Annotated in this window: 19 protein-coding genes and 1 riboswitch; of the genes, 11 read left to right on the top strand and 8 right to left on the bottom strand. The window is 67.8% G+C overall.

From position 1 onward, the window contains the following. The first annotated feature begins 208 nt into the window (after positions 1-208). The 9 genes from AB4Z47_RS08985 to AB4Z47_RS08945 all read left to right on the top strand — a co-directional run bounded on the left by AB4Z47_RS08985 (position 209) and on the right by AB4Z47_RS08945 (position 6,319). Positions 209-535 carry a hypothetical protein gene (locus AB4Z47_RS08985; RefSeq protein ID WP_441949447.1) on the top strand — a complete coding sequence of 109 codons (327 nt, stop codon included), beginning with the start codon at positions 209-211 and terminating at the stop codon, positions 533-535. Beyond that, on the top strand, positions 532-1,170 hold the full coding sequence (locus tag AB4Z47_RS08980) for a TetR/AcrR family transcriptional regulator (protein ID WP_441949446.1): 639 nt from the start codon (positions 532-534) through the stop codon (positions 1,168-1,170). The genes AB4Z47_RS08985 and AB4Z47_RS08980 overlap by 4 nt, the downstream gene beginning before the upstream one ends. Before the next feature lie 2 nt (positions 1,171-1,172). Beyond that, positions 1,173-2,462: an acyl-CoA dehydrogenase family protein gene (locus AB4Z47_RS08975; protein WP_441949444.1), complete on the top strand. Its 1,290-nt coding sequence runs from the start codon at positions 1,173-1,175 to the stop codon at positions 2,460-2,462. Positions 2,463-2,518: 56 nt separating this feature from the next. Beyond that, a complete protein-coding gene (locus AB4Z47_RS08970; RefSeq protein ID WP_441949442.1) occupies positions 2,519-2,902 on the top strand; it encodes a hypothetical protein in 384 nt (127 codons plus the stop codon). Positions 2,903-2,972: 70 nt separating this feature from the next. Next, a complete protein-coding gene (locus tag AB4Z47_RS08965) occupies positions 2,973-3,398 on the top strand; it encodes a hypothetical protein (RefSeq protein ID WP_441949441.1) in 426 nt (141 codons plus the stop codon). A 42-nt stretch (positions 3,399-3,440) separates the two neighbouring features. Continuing rightward, positions 3,441-3,626 (top strand): hypothetical protein, encoded by a 186-nt coding sequence (locus tag AB4Z47_RS08960; RefSeq protein WP_441949439.1) that lies wholly within the window; start codon positions 3,441-3,443, stop codon positions 3,624-3,626. 56 nt (positions 3,627-3,682) lie between these two features. After that, positions 3,683-4,228 carry an HNH endonuclease gene (locus tag AB4Z47_RS08955; RefSeq protein ID WP_441949592.1) on the top strand — a complete coding sequence of 182 codons (546 nt, stop codon included), beginning with the start codon at positions 3,683-3,685 and terminating at the stop codon, positions 4,226-4,228. A 28-nt stretch (positions 4,229-4,256) separates the two neighbouring features. Further along, positions 4,257-4,529 carry a WhiB family transcriptional regulator gene (locus AB4Z47_RS08950; protein ID WP_441949437.1) on the top strand — a complete coding sequence of 91 codons (273 nt, stop codon included), beginning with the start codon at positions 4,257-4,259 and terminating at the stop codon, positions 4,527-4,529. Positions 4,530-4,654: 125 nt separating this feature from the next. Further along, positions 4,655-6,319, top strand: a complete 1,665-nt coding sequence (locus AB4Z47_RS08945) for a VWA domain-containing protein (protein WP_441949436.1) — start codon at positions 4,655-4,657, stop codon at positions 6,317-6,319. 185 nt (positions 6,320-6,504) lie between these two features. Here AB4Z47_RS08945 and gcvP read toward each other — a convergent pair whose 3' ends face one another. The 8 genes from gcvP to AB4Z47_RS08905 all read right to left on the bottom strand — a co-directional run bounded on the left by gcvP (position 6,505) and on the right by AB4Z47_RS08905 (position 13,906). Beyond that, on the bottom strand, positions 6,505-9,312 hold the full coding sequence (gcvP, locus tag AB4Z47_RS08940; protein WP_441949434.1) for an aminomethyl-transferring glycine dehydrogenase: 2,808 nt from the start codon (positions 9,310-9,312) through the stop codon (positions 6,505-6,507). 154 nt (positions 9,313-9,466) lie between these two features. Beyond that, positions 9,467-9,566, bottom strand: a riboswitch (glycine riboswitch). 71 nt (positions 9,567-9,637) lie between these two features. Continuing rightward, positions 9,638-9,823, bottom strand: a complete 186-nt coding sequence (locus AB4Z47_RS08935; RefSeq protein ID WP_441949432.1) for a hypothetical protein — start codon at positions 9,821-9,823, stop codon at positions 9,638-9,640. A 61-nt stretch (positions 9,824-9,884) separates the two neighbouring features. Then, on the bottom strand, positions 9,885-10,442 hold the full coding sequence (locus tag AB4Z47_RS08930; protein WP_327115458.1) for a MerR family transcriptional regulator: 558 nt from the start codon (positions 10,440-10,442) through the stop codon (positions 9,885-9,887). Between the two features lie 188 nt (positions 10,443-10,630). Further along, on the bottom strand, positions 10,631-11,104 hold the full coding sequence (locus tag AB4Z47_RS08925) for a bifunctional nuclease family protein (protein ID WP_406275138.1): 474 nt from the start codon (positions 11,102-11,104) through the stop codon (positions 10,631-10,633). A gap of 158 nt (positions 11,105-11,262) precedes the next feature. Continuing rightward, entirely contained in the window at positions 11,263-12,066 is an 804-nt protein-coding gene (gene ftsR, locus AB4Z47_RS08920; protein ID WP_441949590.1) for a transcriptional regulator FtsR, read from the bottom strand. A 94-nt stretch (positions 12,067-12,160) separates the two neighbouring features. Continuing rightward, on the bottom strand, positions 12,161-12,646 hold the full coding sequence (gene garA / locus AB4Z47_RS08915; protein ID WP_327115454.1) for a glycogen accumulation regulator GarA: 486 nt from the start codon (positions 12,644-12,646) through the stop codon (positions 12,161-12,163). Positions 12,647-12,814: 168 nt separating this feature from the next. After that, positions 12,815-13,213, bottom strand: a complete 399-nt coding sequence (gene gcvH, locus AB4Z47_RS08910) for a glycine cleavage system protein GcvH (protein WP_441949430.1) — start codon at positions 13,211-13,213, stop codon at positions 12,815-12,817. 42 nt (positions 13,214-13,255) lie between these two features. Then, positions 13,256-13,906, bottom strand: coding sequence for a CDP-alcohol phosphatidyltransferase family protein (locus AB4Z47_RS08905; RefSeq protein ID WP_441949429.1), 651 nt, complete (start codon positions 13,904-13,906; stop codon positions 13,256-13,258). A gap of 164 nt (positions 13,907-14,070) precedes the next feature. Between AB4Z47_RS08905 and AB4Z47_RS08900 the strand changes: the two genes are divergently transcribed. Together AB4Z47_RS08900 and AB4Z47_RS08895 are read left to right on the top strand one after the other, a co-directional pair. Then, positions 14,071-15,765, top strand: a complete 1,695-nt coding sequence (locus AB4Z47_RS08900; protein ID WP_441949427.1) for a GMC oxidoreductase — start codon at positions 14,071-14,073, stop codon at positions 15,763-15,765. Between the two features lie 50 nt (positions 15,766-15,815). Further along, positions 15,816-17,213: a DUF2252 domain-containing protein gene (locus AB4Z47_RS08895; RefSeq protein ID WP_441949426.1), complete on the top strand. Its 1,398-nt coding sequence runs from the start codon at positions 15,816-15,818 to the stop codon at positions 17,211-17,213. Positions 17,214-17,308 lie beyond the last annotated feature (95 nt).

Below are 17,308 nucleotides of genomic sequence, written 5' to 3'. Positions count from 1 at the left end.
AAGACCCAACCATGTTACCCGTCGGTAGCGGTACCACCGTGCGCCGGGTCGACACGCCGTATGCCCAATCCATTCCGCAACGCCGGTCGCGAGTGGGTGCAGCACCGACGGGTCGCAAATGTGTCGGCGGTAAGCCGGACAGCCTCTTGATCGTATCGCGCGACACAACTAATGTACTGATCGGAACATTTAGAGAGCAGGAGTTCGGGTGTCGCTCACAAACAAAGTCGTCGTCACGGGAGATGGCCGACGCCTCGGCAAGGAGAGGGCGCTCGCCTTCGCAGCGGCGGTGCGTGAGCAACTCACCGAGCACAATGCGCTACGCCGGGTCGGCGAGCCGAACGAGATCGCGGGCGCCGCACTGTTCTTCGCCACCGACGCTCCCGCCTTCCGCACCGGAGTCACCGCGGGCGGCAGGCTTCGGCCCGAAGCCGTTGTCACCCATCGCCTTCCGATGTCCGAAGGGCCCGCCGCCCGCGCGTTCGCCGATCGGGCCGACGGGGTGGGCAAGGTCGTCCTGGATCCGGCGCGATGATCGCCCCGGCACGTCGACGTGGTCGCCCGCGCGCCGCCGAGTCGACAGCGGGCGACACCAGGCAGCGGATCGTGCGGGCGGCGATCGATCTGTTCGCCGAAAAGGGCTTTCACGGCACCGGTGTGGCCGAGATCGGCGAACGCGCCGACATACAGCGCGGCGCGCTGTATTACCACATCGGCACCAAAGAAGAGTTGCTCTGGCAGATCCTGCGCGACTACATCCAGCCGATGCTGGTCGAGGCCGAACAGATCACCGACGGCGACGACGATCCGATCACCAAGCTGCGCAACCTGATCCACAGTCACGTCCGGCTGATCATCCGGCATCAGCGCGAGGTAACCATCCAACTTCGCGACGCCGGCGCGTTGACCGGCGAGCGCGCCGCCGACCTGCAGGACCTCCGCGACCGTATCCAGCACTGCTGGCAGCGCGTCATCGACGCGGGCCATGCCGACGGACTGCTGCGCACCGACGACCACGTGGTCACCAACAGCGTGCTCGGCATGTTGAACACGGTGACGTTCTGGTACCGACCACACGGCGGCCACTCCCCCGGCGAGATCGCCGACCTCCTCGCGGCCACCCTCCTCGACGGCGTGCTGACCTCCACCGATCGAAACACGAAAGGCTGACCATGGCTTGGGATTTCGAGACCGACCCGGAGTACCAGAAGAAGCTGGACTGGGCGGCGGAGTTCGTCCGCACCGAGGTGGAACCGCTCGACCTGCTGTACCCGAACCCCTACGACCGCACCGACCGAGAAGCCATGGCGTTGGCGCGCCCGCTCAAGGAGAAGGTCAAGGAACAGGGCCTGTGGGCTTGCCATTTGGGACCGGAACTCGGCGGCCCCGGCTACGGGCAGATGAAACTCGCGTTGCTCAACGAGGTGCTGGGCACCTCGGCCTGGGCGCCCTCGGTATTCGGTTGCCAGGCACCGGATTCCGGTAACGCGGAGATCCTCGCCCACTACGGCACCGCGGAGCAGAAGGCGACCTATCTGGAGCCGCTGTTGGCCGGTGAGATCGGCTCCTGTTATGTGATGACCGAGCCCACCGGCGGCTCGGACCCCACGCTGTTCACGACCCGCGCGGTGCGCGACGGCGATCACTGGGTGATCAACGGCGAGAAATGGTTCAACTCGAACGCGCAGTTCGCCGCCTTCCACATCGTCATGGTGGTGACCAACCCGGATGCCAGCCCGTACCAGGGCATGTCGATGTTCATCGTGCCCGCAGGCACCCCCGGTCTGGAGATCGTCAAGAACTTCCACGTCGCGGGGTTCAGCGAACATGAGGGCCATTTGCGGTTCACCGACGTCCGCGTACCCGCCGACAATCTGCTCGGCGCCGAAGGGCAGGGCTTCGTCGTCGCGCAGACCCGCTTGGGCGGCGGGCGGGTGCATCACGCGATGCGTACCGTCGCCCTGGTGCGCAGGGCCTTCGACATGATGGCCGAGCGCGCGGTGTCCCGTCGGATGCGCAAGGGTCCGCTGGCGGGGCTGCAGATGACCCAGGAACGCATCGCCGACAGCTGGATCGAGATGGAGCAGTTCCGGCTGCTGGTGCTGCGCACGGCGTGGCGGATCGACAAGGAGCAGGACTACCTGAAGGTGCGCAAAGACATCGCCGCCATCAAGGTAGCGATGCCCAAGGTGATGCACGATGTCGCCCAGCGCGCGCTGCACCTGCACGGTGCGCTCGGCGTCAGCCAGGACCTGCCGTTCGTCGACATGCTCAGCTACGCCGAGGTGATGGCCATCGCCGACGGACCGACGGAGGTGCACAAGATCACCCTGGCGAAGGAAGTCCTGAAGGACTATGCGCCTGGCGATCCGGTGTATCCGAGCGGCTATCGCCCCGCGCTGCGGGAGAAGGCGCGCGAACTGGTGGCCGAACGGTTGGAACACATCGTCGGGAACCTCTGACCAGCCCCGGCAGGCAGTTACTATTCGGTTATCGCGGCTGCTCCTAACTTCGAAACATGACTACTACCGCTGACTTCACCCACATCACGACCGACTGGATCGCCCTCGCGCGGCGAGTCGGCGAATCCCTGCGCACCGACATGGCCGCCCGCGATCATTCCGGCGAGATCTCCCTCGCCGCCTACGACCTGCTGCGCGCTACCGGGCTGTCCGCCGCCCTTGTCCCCGCCGAATTCGGGGTGGCAGCGGCGTCACCCACCGCGAGATGGGGGAGATCCTCCGCGAGCTGGGCCGCCACGACCCCTCCACCGCAGTGGCCTTCGCGATGCACACTCACTTGGTCGCCGCCAGGTGTGGCGGCACAAGCACGGCATCGATGCCGCACCGGTGTTCGCCGAAGTGGTCGCGGGCGCGATCCTGGTCAGCACCGGCGTGTCTGATCGGCTCCAACGGATTCGCCGAGCGGGTCGACGGCTACCGGGTGCACGCACGCAAGGCACCCGCCAGCGGATGCGAGGCCGGCACCCTTCTGGTGACAACCGTGCGCTGGGACGAAGCACCGGACGGCCCGAAGTGCGGCACTGCGCTGTCCCGCTCGACGCCGACGGCGTGCGCATCGAGCAGACCTGGGACACGCTCGGCCTTCGAGCCAGCGGCTCGCACACCGTGGTTCTCGAGGACGTGTTCGTGCCCGACGCGGCGGTATCGCTGACCCGCCCCGCGGACGCTTGGCCGCCGATACCGAACACGGTGATCGGCGCGGCGATGCCGCTGGTAATGGCGGCCTATCTCGGCATCGCCGACGGTGCCGTGAACCTGGCCTGCGGCGCTGGTGGCCGGCCGGGCCGACGCGCCGACCTTCCAGCTTGCCGGCGAGATGTGCGATGCGCACACCACGGCCACCGAGCGGGACGTGGACCGACCGCCGGAAAATGACCCGACAACGGCGGGTACGTTGTGTCACCATGTGATTCGACGATGACCACCGGATCGAGGCTGGTCACCGAGCAGTGGAGAGGAGGGGCGGCAGTGATTCCGGAGATAGCGAATCGGGTGGATCCCGACGCGATGCCGCGGTTGTCGACCGCGGGCGACGCGTTCGGCACGCAGCTGTGCGTAGTTCACCGCGGACCGGGCGACAGCCGCCTCCCAGCCGTCCACTGACGACAGCGCACCTCTCTCGTCTCTCGCTCGATTTCGCACGAAACATGGTGATTCCCATGCTGTTCCGCCGCGCCACCGATCGGGTGGTGTTGACCGCCGACAACTGGATACACACCGGAGTGCTGGTCCTGAACGCCTCCTACGAGGCGCTCGACGAGATCAGTGCCGACCGGGCCGTCGTGCTGCTCATCGCCGGAACGGCGGAGACGGTCACGGACCGCGAGCCGCACTTCCCGATTCGGTCTCGACGCGTGGAACTCGCTCTGCCGGAGACGATTCGGCTGCTGCGCTATGTGTACATCGAACACACCGCGCGGGTGCACGACGAGAGCCGGGCGACGCTGGCCGGTGTGCTGCGCCGGGACAACCACCGGTGCGGCTACTGCGCGGGCTGGGCCCACACCGTGGACCATATCCGGCCGCGCTCGCGGGGCGGCCCGAACATTTGGAGCAACCTGGTGGCTTGCTGCGCGCCGTGCAACACGGCCAAGGCCGATCGCACCCCTGAGGAGGCGGGCATGCGCCTGCTCTGGGAGCCGAAGGCGCCGAACCACCGCGCCAAGCCGCAACGGCGGATCTGGAAGCAACTCGCCGCCACCTGACCACGATCCGAGGAAGGAGAAGATCGCGATGACGCGTACCGAGACCACCATCGTCGCGGAGTTGACCCTGGCCGACCTGCTCCCCCTCTCGGATTCCCGAGAGTGGCACCGGGCGGCCTGCCGCGGCGACCCGAACCACGAAGCCTGGTTCCCATACCCCTCGCAGGATTTCGACTATGCGCGCGAAGTCTGTGCGGTTTGCCCGATCCGGGATGCGTGCGGTGAATTCGCCGCACACACCGGACAGTCCGGTGTCTGGGGCGGGCACGAGTTCGACCGCGGACGGGTGATCCGCCAGTGAGAATCCGCCCTCGGGCCTCGCCAGGTGCGACAGTGGAGCATCGCATGCGACACGCACCGTCCGCCGCGGCGCAGGAGGGGGAACCTCGCCGATCCTGGCAACCGCGGTGACCATACACTGAGCGCGTGGGCACTCATCGCAGCGGAACCAGGTCCCGGGGCGTCAGCAAAGGTCCGGTTATCGCAGTGGTCGCCGTTGCGCTACTCGTCGCGAGCGTCGTCGGCTGGTTTCAGCTACGGGATCGGGCGGCCGATCAGGACAGCGCGGCGGCGGCCGAGTGCGTGGAGGGGCCCGCGACGCTCTACGTGACGGCTGATCCGGACATCGCGTCGCAGGTGCGGGCCGTCGCCGACAGCTACAACGCGACCAAGCCGCGGGTCCGCGACCATTGCGCGCAGGTCGAGGTGACGGCGCAGCCCTCCTCGGCGATCGTCGCCGCGTTCACCGGCGGCAAAGCGTGGGACCGGGCACTCGGTCCGCAGCCTGCGCTGTGGATCGCCGATTCGACCCGCTCGATCGAGTCGATGCGGGTACCTGGGTTGATCGAGGGAACTCCCGTGCCGGTAGCCGGGAGCCCGATCGTGCTCGCGGTGCCGGAGGATCTGCGCGGCGCGCTGGAGCAGGCCCAGCTCGGCTGGGCGGATCTGCCGCGGCTGCAACAAGGTTCGCTCGGCGAGCTCGGACTGTCCGGCTGGGGCGGTCTGCGGATGGCCTTGCCGTCAGGTGACGCCACGCTCGCCGCGGCGACCGCGGTCGGCGCCGCGGTGTCGGGCGCCGACCCGCTCAGCGCGGAGGCCGCGCAGTCCGGTCAGGTCATCGCCGCGGTCTCCGGGCTCGCCGCCGGCGCTCCCCAGGCGTCCGACACCGCGGCCGCGCTCTCCGCACTCGCGGGTGCGCAGGACGCGCCGATTCACGCGGTGGCTGCTACTGAACAGCAACTGAAAGCGCGGCCCGGGCTCGCCGCGTTCCGCCCCATCGGGTCCGCGCCGACGGCGGATTACCCGGCCGCGCTGATGTCCGGGCCGTGGGTGGACAAGACGCAGAATCTCATCGCTGGACGCTTCCTCGACTACCTGCGCGCCCCGAGCCAGGCGCAGAACTTCCTCGCGGCCGGATTCACCACCGCACCACAGTCCGCGGCCGCTGCCCCGCCGCGTGCTGCCCTCGACAAGGTGCGGGCCACCCTCGCGAACCCCGTTCTCGGCGTGCAGTCCACGGTCCTGGTCGACGTTTCGTCCTCCATGACGACCACCGAGGGCGGCACTACGCGGCTGGCGAATGTTCTTGCCGCCCTGAACTCCACGATGACCGTCATGCCACCCGATTTCGGCCTCGGCGTCTGGACCTTCGGCAAGAATCTCGACGGAACCGCCCCGTACCAGGTGCAGGCCGCCACGGCGCCGCTCACCGCCGATCAGCGTACAAAGATCGACACGGCCCTGAGTTCCGTGCGCCCCAGCGAGATCCGGTCCGACCAGGCCTACCCCTCGCTGATCGCCGCGTACAAGAGCGCCATCGCCGGGTACGCACCGGGCCACACCAACTCGGTGCTGCTGATCACCGACGGTCCCGACGACGACTCGACGGTCACCGGAACCAAGCTGGAAGCCGACATCGCCGCCGCGATCGACCGCGCCCACCCGGTCCGGATCGACGTGATCGTCCTCGGCAGCGGCACCCAGACCCTCCAAGGCCTGGCGCAGCGGACCGGCGGCACCTACACCCGCCTGGCCACGTCCGACGACATCAGCTTGGGCTCCGCCGTCGTTCATGCCCTCACCACGCCGTAGCCGACCCCGTCCGCCATCGGCAGGACCAGTGAATACATCCGGCCACGTCACACCGGCTTGCCCGCGCAACGACGTCGGCAACGCAGACGGTTGGCCGGACCCGGCAAATACCTGTGCGAACGTGGTCGCGGCCGGTGAATCCGATGTCCGGCCGCGCCGCGTGAGAACGGTCCGGCTTGTGGGTGTCAATCGGCGTAAGACTCCAGCGGCGGGCATGAGCACATCAAATTCCGATCGCCATATGCCCCGTCGATCCGCCGTACCGGCGGCCATACCTTGGCCCTGGCGTGCGCAAGGCCGCGGGGGTAGACCGCGAGCTCACGGCTGTACGGATGCCCCCACTCCCCCACCAGCGAAGCCGCAGTGTGCGGCGCGCCGCGCAGCGGGTTGTCGGTCACCGGCCACACTCCCGCGGCGACCTGGTCGATCTCGGCACGGATGGCGATCATCGCCTCGATGAAATCGTCCAGCTCAGCGAGGTTCTCGCTCTCGGTCGGCTCTACCATGAGCGTGCCCGCCACCGGGAAACTCATGGTCGGTGCGTGGAAACCGTAGTCCGCCAAGCGCTTGGCCACGTCGTCGACGGTGACGCCGGTCTGCTTGGTGATCTCGCGCAGGTCGAGGATGCACTCGTGCGCGACCATGCTGTGCTCACCGGTGTAGAGCACCGGGAAATACTCGTCGAGCCTGCGGGCGATGTAGTTCGCCGAGGCGATCGCCGACAGCGTGGCCCTGCGCAGGCCGTCGGCGCCCATCATGCGGATATAGGCCCAGGTGATCGGCAGGATCGAGGCCGAGCCGTACTTCGCCGCCGATACCGCGTGCGAGCCCGCCTGCAGCGGATCGCCGGGCAGGTACCGCGCCAGGTGTGCACGCACCGCGACCGGGCCGACACCGGGACCGCCGCCACCGTGCGGGATGCAGAACGTCTTGTGCAGGTTGAGGTGGCTCACATCGCCGCCGAACCGGCCCGGACGCGCAAGGCCGACCAGAGCGTTCAGGTTCGCGCCGTCCACGTAGACCTGGCCGCCCGCGTCGTGCACGAGCGCGCACAACTCGGCGACCTCATGCTCGTACACCCCGTGCGTGGACGGGTAGGTGATCATGATGCAGGCCAGCCGGTCGGCATGGTCGGCGATCTTGGCGCGCAGATCGTCCAGATCGACATCCCCATTGTCGCGGCACCTCACCACCTCGACACGCAGCCCGGCCATGGCCGCCGATGCCGCGTTGGTGCCGTGCGCGCTGGATGGGATGAGGCACGTGTCGCGGTGGGCGTCACCGCGGTCCCGGTGGTAGCGGCGGATGGCCAGCAGCCCGGCGTACTCTCCCTGACTGCCCGCATTCGGCTGCAGGCTCACCGAGTCGTAGCCGGTGACATCCGACAGCCAGTTCTCCAAGTCCGATATCACCCGCAGCAGTCCGGTCGCGTCCTCGACTGGCGCGTACGGGTGCACACGGGCGAAGCCGGGCCAAGTGATGGCCTCCATCTCCGCGGTGGCGTTGAGCTTCATGGTGCACGAGCCGAGCGGAATCATGCTTCGGTCCAACGCGATGTCCTTGTCGGACAGCGACCGCAGATAGCGGAGCATGGCCGTCTCGGTGTGGTACTTCGTGAACGCGGGATGGGTCAGGAACTTCGAGGTGCGGGTCTCGATCGCGGCGATCGGGGCCGCGCCCTGCTCGGACGACAACGCGGTGCCGAAGGATTCGAGCACGGCCGCGACGTGCGCGTCGGTCGTCGCCTCGTCGCAGGCGATGCCGACGCGGTCGGCGTCCACGAGGCGCAGGTTGATGCCGCGCGATTTCGCCTTCGCCACAACAGCTTCCGCTCCCCCGGGCACATACGCCAGCACGGTATCGAAGAAGGTGTCGTACACGACGGCGCCATCCAGCCCCGCCGCGATCGCCGCAGCGTGCCCGTGCACCCTGCGGGCGATGGCGCGCAGGCCCTCGGCGCCGTGGTAGCTGGCGTACATCGCGGCCACGATGGCCAGCAGCACCTGCGCGGTACAGATGTTGGAGGTCGCCTTTTCGCGGCGAATGTGCTGCTCACGGGTCTGCAGCGCGAGACGGTAAGCGATATCGCCGTCTGCGTCCACCGAAACGCCGACCAGGCGGCCAGGCAGCTGACGAGCCTGCGCCTTGCGCACCGCGAGATACCCGGCGTGCGGACCACCGAAGCCGAGCGGAACACCGAAACGCTGGGTGGTGCCGAAGCACACGTCGGCGCCCTGCTCGCCGGGCGGCGTGATGAGTGTCATCGCCAGCAGGTCCGCGCCGACCGCGACCAGCGCACCGCGCTGGTGTGCCGCGGTGGTGACGCCGGTCCAGTCCACGACGCGACCGGAGGCGCCGGGCGTCTGCGCCAGCACACCGAAGAACTCGCCGTCGGGCAGGTCGCCGGTGGACAGATCCGCTTCGACGATCTCGAGGCCGAGCGGCTCAGCCCTGGTGAACAACACCGTCCTGGTCTGGGGGAACAGATCGGTGTCGATGACAAGGCGCGAGGACTTGGACTTGCTCGCGCGACGCAGCAGCGTCATCGCCTCGGCGGCGGCGGTGGCCTCGTCCAGCATGGACGCGTTGGCGACGTCCATTCCGGTCAGCTCGGACACCATGGTCTGGAAGTTGATGAGCGCCTCGAGTCTGCCCTGGCTGATCTCCGGCTGATAGGGGGTGTAGGCGGTGTACCAGGCGGGGTTCTCCAGCAGGTTGCGCACCAGCACCGGCGGCGTCAGCGTGTCGTAGTACCCGAGCCCGATCATCGAGCTGGCCACGGTGTTCGCCTGCGCGAGCCCGGCCAGCTCGGCCAGCACCTCATGCTCGGTGGCCGCCGCGGGCAGTCCGGTCAGGCCGGTGCTGTCTCGGATGCCGGCGGGCAGAGCCTTGGCAGCCAGCTCGTCGAGCGACGGAACGCCGACGACGTCCAGGATCCGGGCGAGTTCGTCCCGGTCGGGTCCGATGTGGCGGTCGGCGAATGAGCGAGTCACGGCAGCTCCCAAGGTCGGGCGGGTCGACCGGTGGTCGACGGGTACCAGCCCTCCCCCTCTGTCGTGGCGCCTGAGAGATTCGGGTGGCGCGACCGTCGCCGAGCCCCTTTCCCCATGGGCGGGCAGCTCGAAGCCACCACTTTCCAGAGGCGCCGAAGCCCGCACGGTCCTTGCTGCCTGAGAGATTGACGGGGAGGTGCTGCTCCTTCGGCGCCCGGACTCATGTCGAGCCGGGACTCTCCCGCACGGCGGCGACGCACCGCTAGTTTATGCCGACGCGACGACGAAGCGCGCCGCAAGACCCCGCGCAGCCGTGTCGTTCTCGTCACTCCGCGATCGCGCGCACCCCGATCGGCCCCCACGGCTCGGTGATGTCGTCGGCGACTCGCACGGCGGGCCCCTCCGCCTCGCCGCCGCGGTATGCATACGATCGTCCGCGACGGAACAACTGCACACCGCGGCCGGGGAGGTTGCACCCGTGGCCCGGCCGCGGGAGCGCTTCGATTGTCATCCGAAACGCTGCGCTCGAGAGTGCCGCCGCTCCGATCGCGCTCATCGAGCGGCGGCTGGACCTAGCCTGTCTTGCGGTTCATCCGCGCCTTGCGCCGGAAGGACAGCTCGTCCTCGGGGCGTTCGGTGACGGCCGACGCCCGTTCCGCGGGGAAATTGGCGATCGCGCCGGTCAACTCGCGCATGGCACCGCTGACGGCGATCCCGAAGACACCCTGCCCGCCCTGCAGTAAATCGACGACCTCCTCCGGCGAGGTGCACTCGTAGACCGAGGTGCCGTCGGAGAAGAGCGTGATGCCCGCCAGATCCTGCACGCCGCGGCTGCGTAAGTGGTCGACGGCGATGCGGATGTTCTGTAGCGAGATGCCCGCGTCCAGCAGCCGCTTGACGATCTTGAGGACCAGGATGTCCTTGAACGAGTACAGCCGCTGACTGCCCGAACCGGCGGCGCCACGAACGGAGGGCACGACCAAACCGGTGCGAGCCCAGTAGTCGAGCTGCCGGTAGGTGATCCCGGCCACCTGACATGCGCTGGGGACGCGATAGCCGACCAAGTCGTCAGGTACCGAGTCGTCCGGGAACAGGCCTGGCTGTACCACATCCTGCGATTGCTCTGCCACTGACCACTCCCTTGCTTCGCCGACGCATTCACAGCCTCATCGATGACCCGGCTCCGTTGGTGGCCGAACCGGGTCGGATCCGGCCGAAACGGACGTGGCCCCAACTGTCGAGATTACTCCCCTCGATTGTCCAGGGAGCGCCCTCATCGAGCCAAACGCGACGCGCGGTAAAAGTCTCGACCTCTACTTCAGCTGTCGGTTGCCTTGAAGTCGTCTGGTGACACCGACTCGAGAAATTCCTTGAACTTCTCCACCTCGTCCTCGCGCTCGTCCGGCATGACCAGCCCGGCTTCCTCGAGGACGGCCTCCTCGGCATAGATCGGGCAACCTACCCGCAAGGCGATCGCAATCGAATCGGACGGGCGCGCCGAGATTCGCAGATCGTTCTCGAAAACCAGGTCCGCGTAGAACGTGCCCTCCTGGAGGTCGACGATCCTGACCTCCTTGAGGGTGTGCCCGAGCTCGGTGATCAGGATCTTGATCAGATCGTGCGTCAACGGGCGGATCGGGGTCACCCCCTCCTGCTCGAGCACGATCGCCGTCGCTTCGGCCTGCCCGATCCAGATCGGCAGATACCGATCCCCAGCCACCTCGCGGAGCAACAGCACGGGCTGGTTCTGTGGCTGTTCGACACGGATGCCGATCACGCGCATTTCGCTCATCGCACTGCCTCCCATACTCGCCGCCAGCCCAGCATGACCGCTGCGGAGCTCGCCGTACCACGAGTCTAAGCGAACCAGCACTGGTGCAGCGATCCGTGTGCACAGCCGAAATCGGCGTGTTGGCTCGACGAAACCCGCGAGCCGGAACCGCGGACGGCTCAACCGCCCAGCGAACTCCGGACCGAAGCCTTGACCAGACAGGTGTGCAGGGTCAGCGACAGCGCCGCTAGTTCCCGCACCGTCTCCTCCGCGCGGGCTCGCGCACCCGCGTCGCGGCTCTTCGCAATCGGGGCGGCGATCTGCGCGACGAGCGCGGCCTCGCGATCAGCGGCGAGCTTGAAGGCACGCAGATGTCTTGCCTCCAAACCGAATTCGGCCATCGCCCGCGCGGCCTTGGCCAGCGTGACCGCGTCCGCGTCGAAGTACCCCGCGGGTCCAGGCGTGATCAGGTTGGCGCGGATCAGGTCGTTGAGGAACTTCTCATCGATCTCGGCCTGGTCGAGCAGATCCGCCCGGGTGACGCGGATTTCCTGATCGAACCGCAGATCATCCGGAGAGATCTCGCTCGGCACGACGCCGAGCCTACGTGGCGCGGCCACCTGGCGCGCGCCACGTTCGGCACCCGAAGCGGGATGCTCGGCGTCCGGCCCCACGCGCCCGGACTCCGCGGCACCGACGCGGCCGACGTGCGCCCGGGCGCGGGCTTCCCGCACGCCCAGCGTCGCCGCACCGCTGTCGATCGCCTCGAGCTGCTCCTTGATCACCTTCAGCGGCAGGTACTGGTCGCGTTGCGCGGTCAGTACGAACCGGAGCCGTTCGACGTCCGCGACGGAAAATCTGCGGTAGCCCGAGGGCGTCCGCTCCGGCCGGATCAGGCCCTCCGCTTCCAGGAAGCGGATCTTCGAGATGGTGACGTCGGGAAAATCGGGGCGCAGCAGGTCCAGCACGGAGCCGATCGACATGCCTCCGCGGGCCCACTGCGCCGCACCGGTCACCGCGCCAGGTCCTTCATGACCCCGAGCCTTTCATGAGGTGCGAGACCCAGCGCCACCGTTGTCATAGACTGCCCGCACCCGCCGACGAGTCGGTCACCTGTGCCCGCGGTCCGGTCAGGAACACCAGCCGGAACTTCCCGATCTGCACCTCGTCACCGTTCTGCAGCTCCGACGAGTCGACCGGCTCCCGGTTCACGTAGGTGCCGTTCAGGCTGCCCACGTCGACGACCTGGAACGAATCGTCGTCCTGACGGAACTCGGCGTGCCGACGGCTGACGGTGACGTCGTCGAGAAAGATGTCACTGTCAGGGTGGCGCCCCGCCGACGTGGTCGGCTGATCCAGCAGGAACCGCGAACCCGCGTTCGGGCCGCGTTTGACGACCAGAAGGGCCGCGCCGACGGGCAGACCCTCGACCCCTTGGACCGGCTGCTCGCCGGTCGTCTCTGCGGCGCGCGACGCGTCGACCTCGTTCAGGAAATCCGCGCGGAAGACCGACGTCGTCTCGGCCGCGGTCTCCCCGTAACCCGGGTCTTTGTTCTCGCTCACCGTTTCTCTCCTCCTCGAACCTGATTATCCATGCAAGCAGGTGATACCTGTGGCACCACGACCTGCCCTCGAGTGCCTGGACTCCCGGCACAACCGCCGGATACGTCTGTTGGCATTGACCGTACCCTGCCGGGCCGCACCCGTGCAGGTAGAACTGGGAAGGCTGATTCAGCCCCCGATAACTCCTTGATAACCTGCGGCATCCAGCAGTTCATCGAGCGTCGCGTCCAGGCGCTCCGTGTCACTCACCTCCAGTTCGAACAGCCACCCGTCACCGTAGGGATCGGTGTTCAACGTCTCCGGCTCCGAGGTCAACTTCTCGTTCACCGCAACGACTTTCGCGCTCAGCGGCGCGTAGATGTCGGACACGCTCTTGGTCGACTCCACCTCCGCGATGCTGTCCTCGGCGGCCACATCCGTGTCCGTCTGGGGCAACTGTACGAACACAACGTCACCGAGTTGAGACTGGGCGTAGTCGGTAATGCCCACCCGAACCCGGGTCGGGGCGATCCGGCGAACCCACTCATGCTCCTCGGTGTAGCGCAGATCCTCGGGGGTCTGGGTCACAGGCCGTCCTTTCGTTTGAACGTTGCACGCAAACTCTATCGGCTACGCCGCCCGGTCCGGCACGGCCGGTATCGCTCTTGCGACCCTGATGGCCTTGCCGGTGTAGAGAACGCCGGTCCACACGTATACCGCCGTACCCCAGACCAGTAATGCCCCACCGAAGGCCCGCCCGAAACCGTCGGCCGCCCAGTCCATCTGCCCCGCCAGCAACCAGGGCAGCGCGGACATCAGCGCGAAGGTGGCCGCTTTGCCCAGGTAGATCACCTCGGGCGGGGGCAAATCGCGACGCCTGTAGACCGAGAGCGTGAGGGTGAGCACGAGGTCGCGGCCGACCAGGATCACGGCCACCCACCACGGGATCAGGCCTCGTATCACGAAGGACGCCAGCGTCGTGACCAGATACAGCCGGTCGACGAGCGGATCGAGCAGCGCCCCGAGCCGCGAGGACTGGTCGAGCAGCCGCGCGAGCTTGCCGTCCAGGAAATCGGTGACCCCGCTGGCGACCAGCAGCGCGAATGCCCAGCCATCGGCCCGCTCGACCAGCAGCAACCACAGGAACAGCGGAACGCCGAGCAGGCGCAGCACGCTGAGTACGTTCGGCACGGTCAGGACGCGGTCGGCGGGGACGCCGGGATTCACCCCGTCGGCCTCCGCGTGCTCGTCCGGTTCCGTTCTGCCCGACTCGGTTGTCACGACCCGTGCTTACCGCACCGACCCCCGCCGCCGCCATCTCCTCGCGCCGATTTCTCCGATATCCCGCCGACGATGCCGTGCGACGATGGTTTTCGCCACAGCTCGACGATGACAGAATGAGTATGAAATTATCTCACCTATCGGCAGATGAGTGAGAGGTAGGCATGTCCGCATTCGACTACGACGTGGTAGTGATCGGTTCCGGCTTCGGCGGCAGCGTCAGCGCCTTGCGGCTCACCGAGAAGGGATACCGGGTCGGTGTCCTAGAGGCGGGTCGACGGTGGAACGCGGAGGACATCCCGCGCACGAATTGGAATGTGCGCAAATCGATCTGGGCTCCGCGGATCGGCCTCACCGGACCGCAGCGGATCAGCCTGCTCGGCAAGTGCGCCGTATTCTCCGGCGCGGGGGTCGGCGGGGGCTCGCTCATCTACGGCAACACCCTCTACGAACCGCTGCCGAACTTCTACACCGACCAGCAGTGGGCCCACATCACCGACTGGCGTGCTGAACTGGCACCGTACTACGACCAAGCCAAGCGCATGCTCGGCGTCGCGCCGAATCCGCGCATGACCCCCGCCGACGAGGTGCTCGAGCAGATCGCCGAGGACCTCGGCGTCGCCGACACCTTCCACCCGACCGACGTCGGCGTGTTCTTCAACGAGAGCGATCCCGGCACCGAAGTCGACGACCCGTACTTCGGTGGCGCGGGGCCACGACGCAATGGCTGCGTGCATTGCGCGCGGTGCTTCACCGGCTGCCCGCACAACGCCAAGAACACGACCACCACCAACTACCTCTATCTGGCCGAACAGGCGGGCGCGCAGGTACACCCGCTGACCACAGCCACCACTGTCCGCCCGCTGCCCGACGGCGGCTACGCGGTCGATACCCAACGGTCCGACCGCTGGTTCCGCAAGCAGCGCAGGACCTTCACCGCCGAGCAAGTGGTGCTCGCCGGAGCCGCCCTCGGCACCCAGAAGCTGCTGCACAAGATGCGCGACGACGGCGTGCTGCCGAACCTGTCACCTCGGCTCGGCGAGCTGACCCGCAGCAACTCCGAGGCGATCCTCAACGTGGTGAGCCGGTCGCGCCGCGACTTCGCCGAGGGCATCGCCATCACCTCCTCGATCCATCCGGAGGCCGATACCCACGTCGAGGTGTGCCACTACGGCAAGGGACAGAACGCGCTGTTCCCGATGTCGGTGCCGATCGTGGACGGCGGCGCGTTCCGTTTCCTGCGGTTCCTGCTGGCGGTACTGCTGCACCCGCTGGTGTTCCTCCGTAGCCTCAACGCACGGCACGCGTCGGAGAAATCGGTGATCTTGCTGATCATGCAGTCGCTGGACAACTCGCTGACCTCGTTCCGCCGGCATGGGCAGCTCGCGACCAGGCAAGGCACCGGCGAGTCGAACCCGACCTGGATTCCGCTGGCCCACGACATCGGCCGCCGGTTCGGCGCGAAAGTCGACGGCGACACCCACGGCCTGATCATGGACGTGTTCGACATCCCGGCGACCGCCCATTACATCGGCGGCTGCGTCATCGGCGACAGCACGGAGACGGGAGTGGTCGACCCGTACCAGCGGGTCTACGGGCACCCCGGCCTGCACATCGCAGATGGCTCCGCGGTGACCGCCAATCTCGGCGTGAACCCGTCGCTGACCATCACCGCGCAGGCCGAACGCGCGATGGCGTTCTGGCCCAACCGGAACGAACCCGATACGCGGCCGGAGCTGGGATCGTCCTACCGGCGCGTCGCACCAGTGGCGCCCACCCATCCCGCGGTGCCCGCTGCGGCGCCTGGCGCGCTGCGGCTGCCGATCGAGCCGGTGCAGCCCCCGATCCCGGCGAAGTGAGGCCGACACCACACTGTTGCGGGGCCACGCACCCGCTAGCGTGAGTCGTTGTGTCAAAAGGTGGTATCGACCTGCGCTCCTATGTGCCCGCCGACAATGTCCGCGCGAAGGGGCGCGCGCTGCGCCAGCGGGTACCGGTCGTCGCGCGGGACCGGGAGGCGACGAGCGTGCGCCGTCCCAGCGTGCTCGAGTTCGTCGAGAAGAGCAACACCGGTCGGCTACCGCACCTGATACCGCTGCGCATCGGCCGCATGATCGCCTCCCCGTTCACTTTCTACCGCGGCGCGGCGGGGTTGATGGCGGCCGACCTGGCGGGTGGTCCGGACAGTGGGCTCGTCGCCCAGCTGTGCGGCGATGCGCACGCCGCGAACTTCGGCCTCTACGGCACCCCTCGCGGCGAAATCATCATGGACATCAACGATTTCGATGAGACCATCGCGGGCCCGTGGGAGTGGGACCTGGAGCGACTCGCGGCCGGCTTGGTGCTGGCAGGACGCGAAGGCGGCGCCGGCGAGGACGACTGCCGCACGGCGGCGCGCGATGCGGCCCGCTCCTACCGCTTGGCCGTCGACGCCTTGGCCGCCATGCCGTTCATGGAGTCCTGGAGCGCGCTGCCGGACGAGTCGGTGATCAGCCGCGCCAAGGCCGACGACCTGCTCGACGACTTCAAGAAGGCCGCGAAGAAGGCGCGTAAGAACACCAGCGCCAAAGTGGTGGCCAAGTGGACCGAACACCTCGACGACCATGAAACCGGCATCCGCCAACATCGGTTCGTCAGCGACCCACCGATTCTCACCCTGGTGGACGACCAAGTCGCCGACGCGGTGATCGGAGGGCTGGAGCGCTACTCCGGGACACTGCGCGAATCCCGGCGCAATTTGATCGCCCGATTCGCGGTGTCCGACATCGCGTTTCGGATTGTGGGCACCGGAAGTGTCGGGCTGCACACCTACCTCGCGCTGCTGCACGGCAACGACGGCGAGGCGCTGGTCCTCCAGGTGAAGCAGGCCGGCCCCTCCGCGCTCGCCCCGTTCCTGCCTGCGGTCGGCACCCGGCACGAGGGGGAGCGAATCGTGCAGGGCGCCAGGCTCGTTCAGTCCGAGTCCGATATATTGCTCGGCTGGACTTCCCTCGACCCGACCGGCGCCGGGATCGAATTGCCCTTCATCGTGCGGCAATTTCGCAACCTGAAGGGCAGTATCGACCCCGCGGAGTTGCCCGCAAGCGACCTCGACGACTACGGGAGGCTGGCGGGTGCGCTGCTGGCCAGGGCACATTCCCGCTCGCTGGACCCCCGGCTGCTGTCGGGATACCTCGATGGCGACGAGCATTTCGACGACGCGGTGGCGAGTTTCGCGGTGCGCTATGCCGATCGCACCGAGGCCGACCACGCCGAACTGGTCGACGCGGTCCGTGCAGGCCGGATCGCGGCAGAACAGCCGGAGTAGTCCCGGTCCCAACACGCCGAGTGTTGCCGTGGGCGCGGCGAACTCGGCGCGGAACCTCGTATCCTGTCCACTGTCGAGTGTCGACGTGAAGGGCG

Origin of the sequence: Nocardia sp. 2TAF39 (assembly GCF_052114905.1) — a bacterium.
Taxonomy (GTDB): Bacteria; Actinomycetota; Actinomycetes; order Mycobacteriales; family Mycobacteriaceae; genus Nocardia.
Note: the sequence above shows the minus strand (reverse complement) of the source record. Positions and strands in the feature narration are given on the sequence as shown.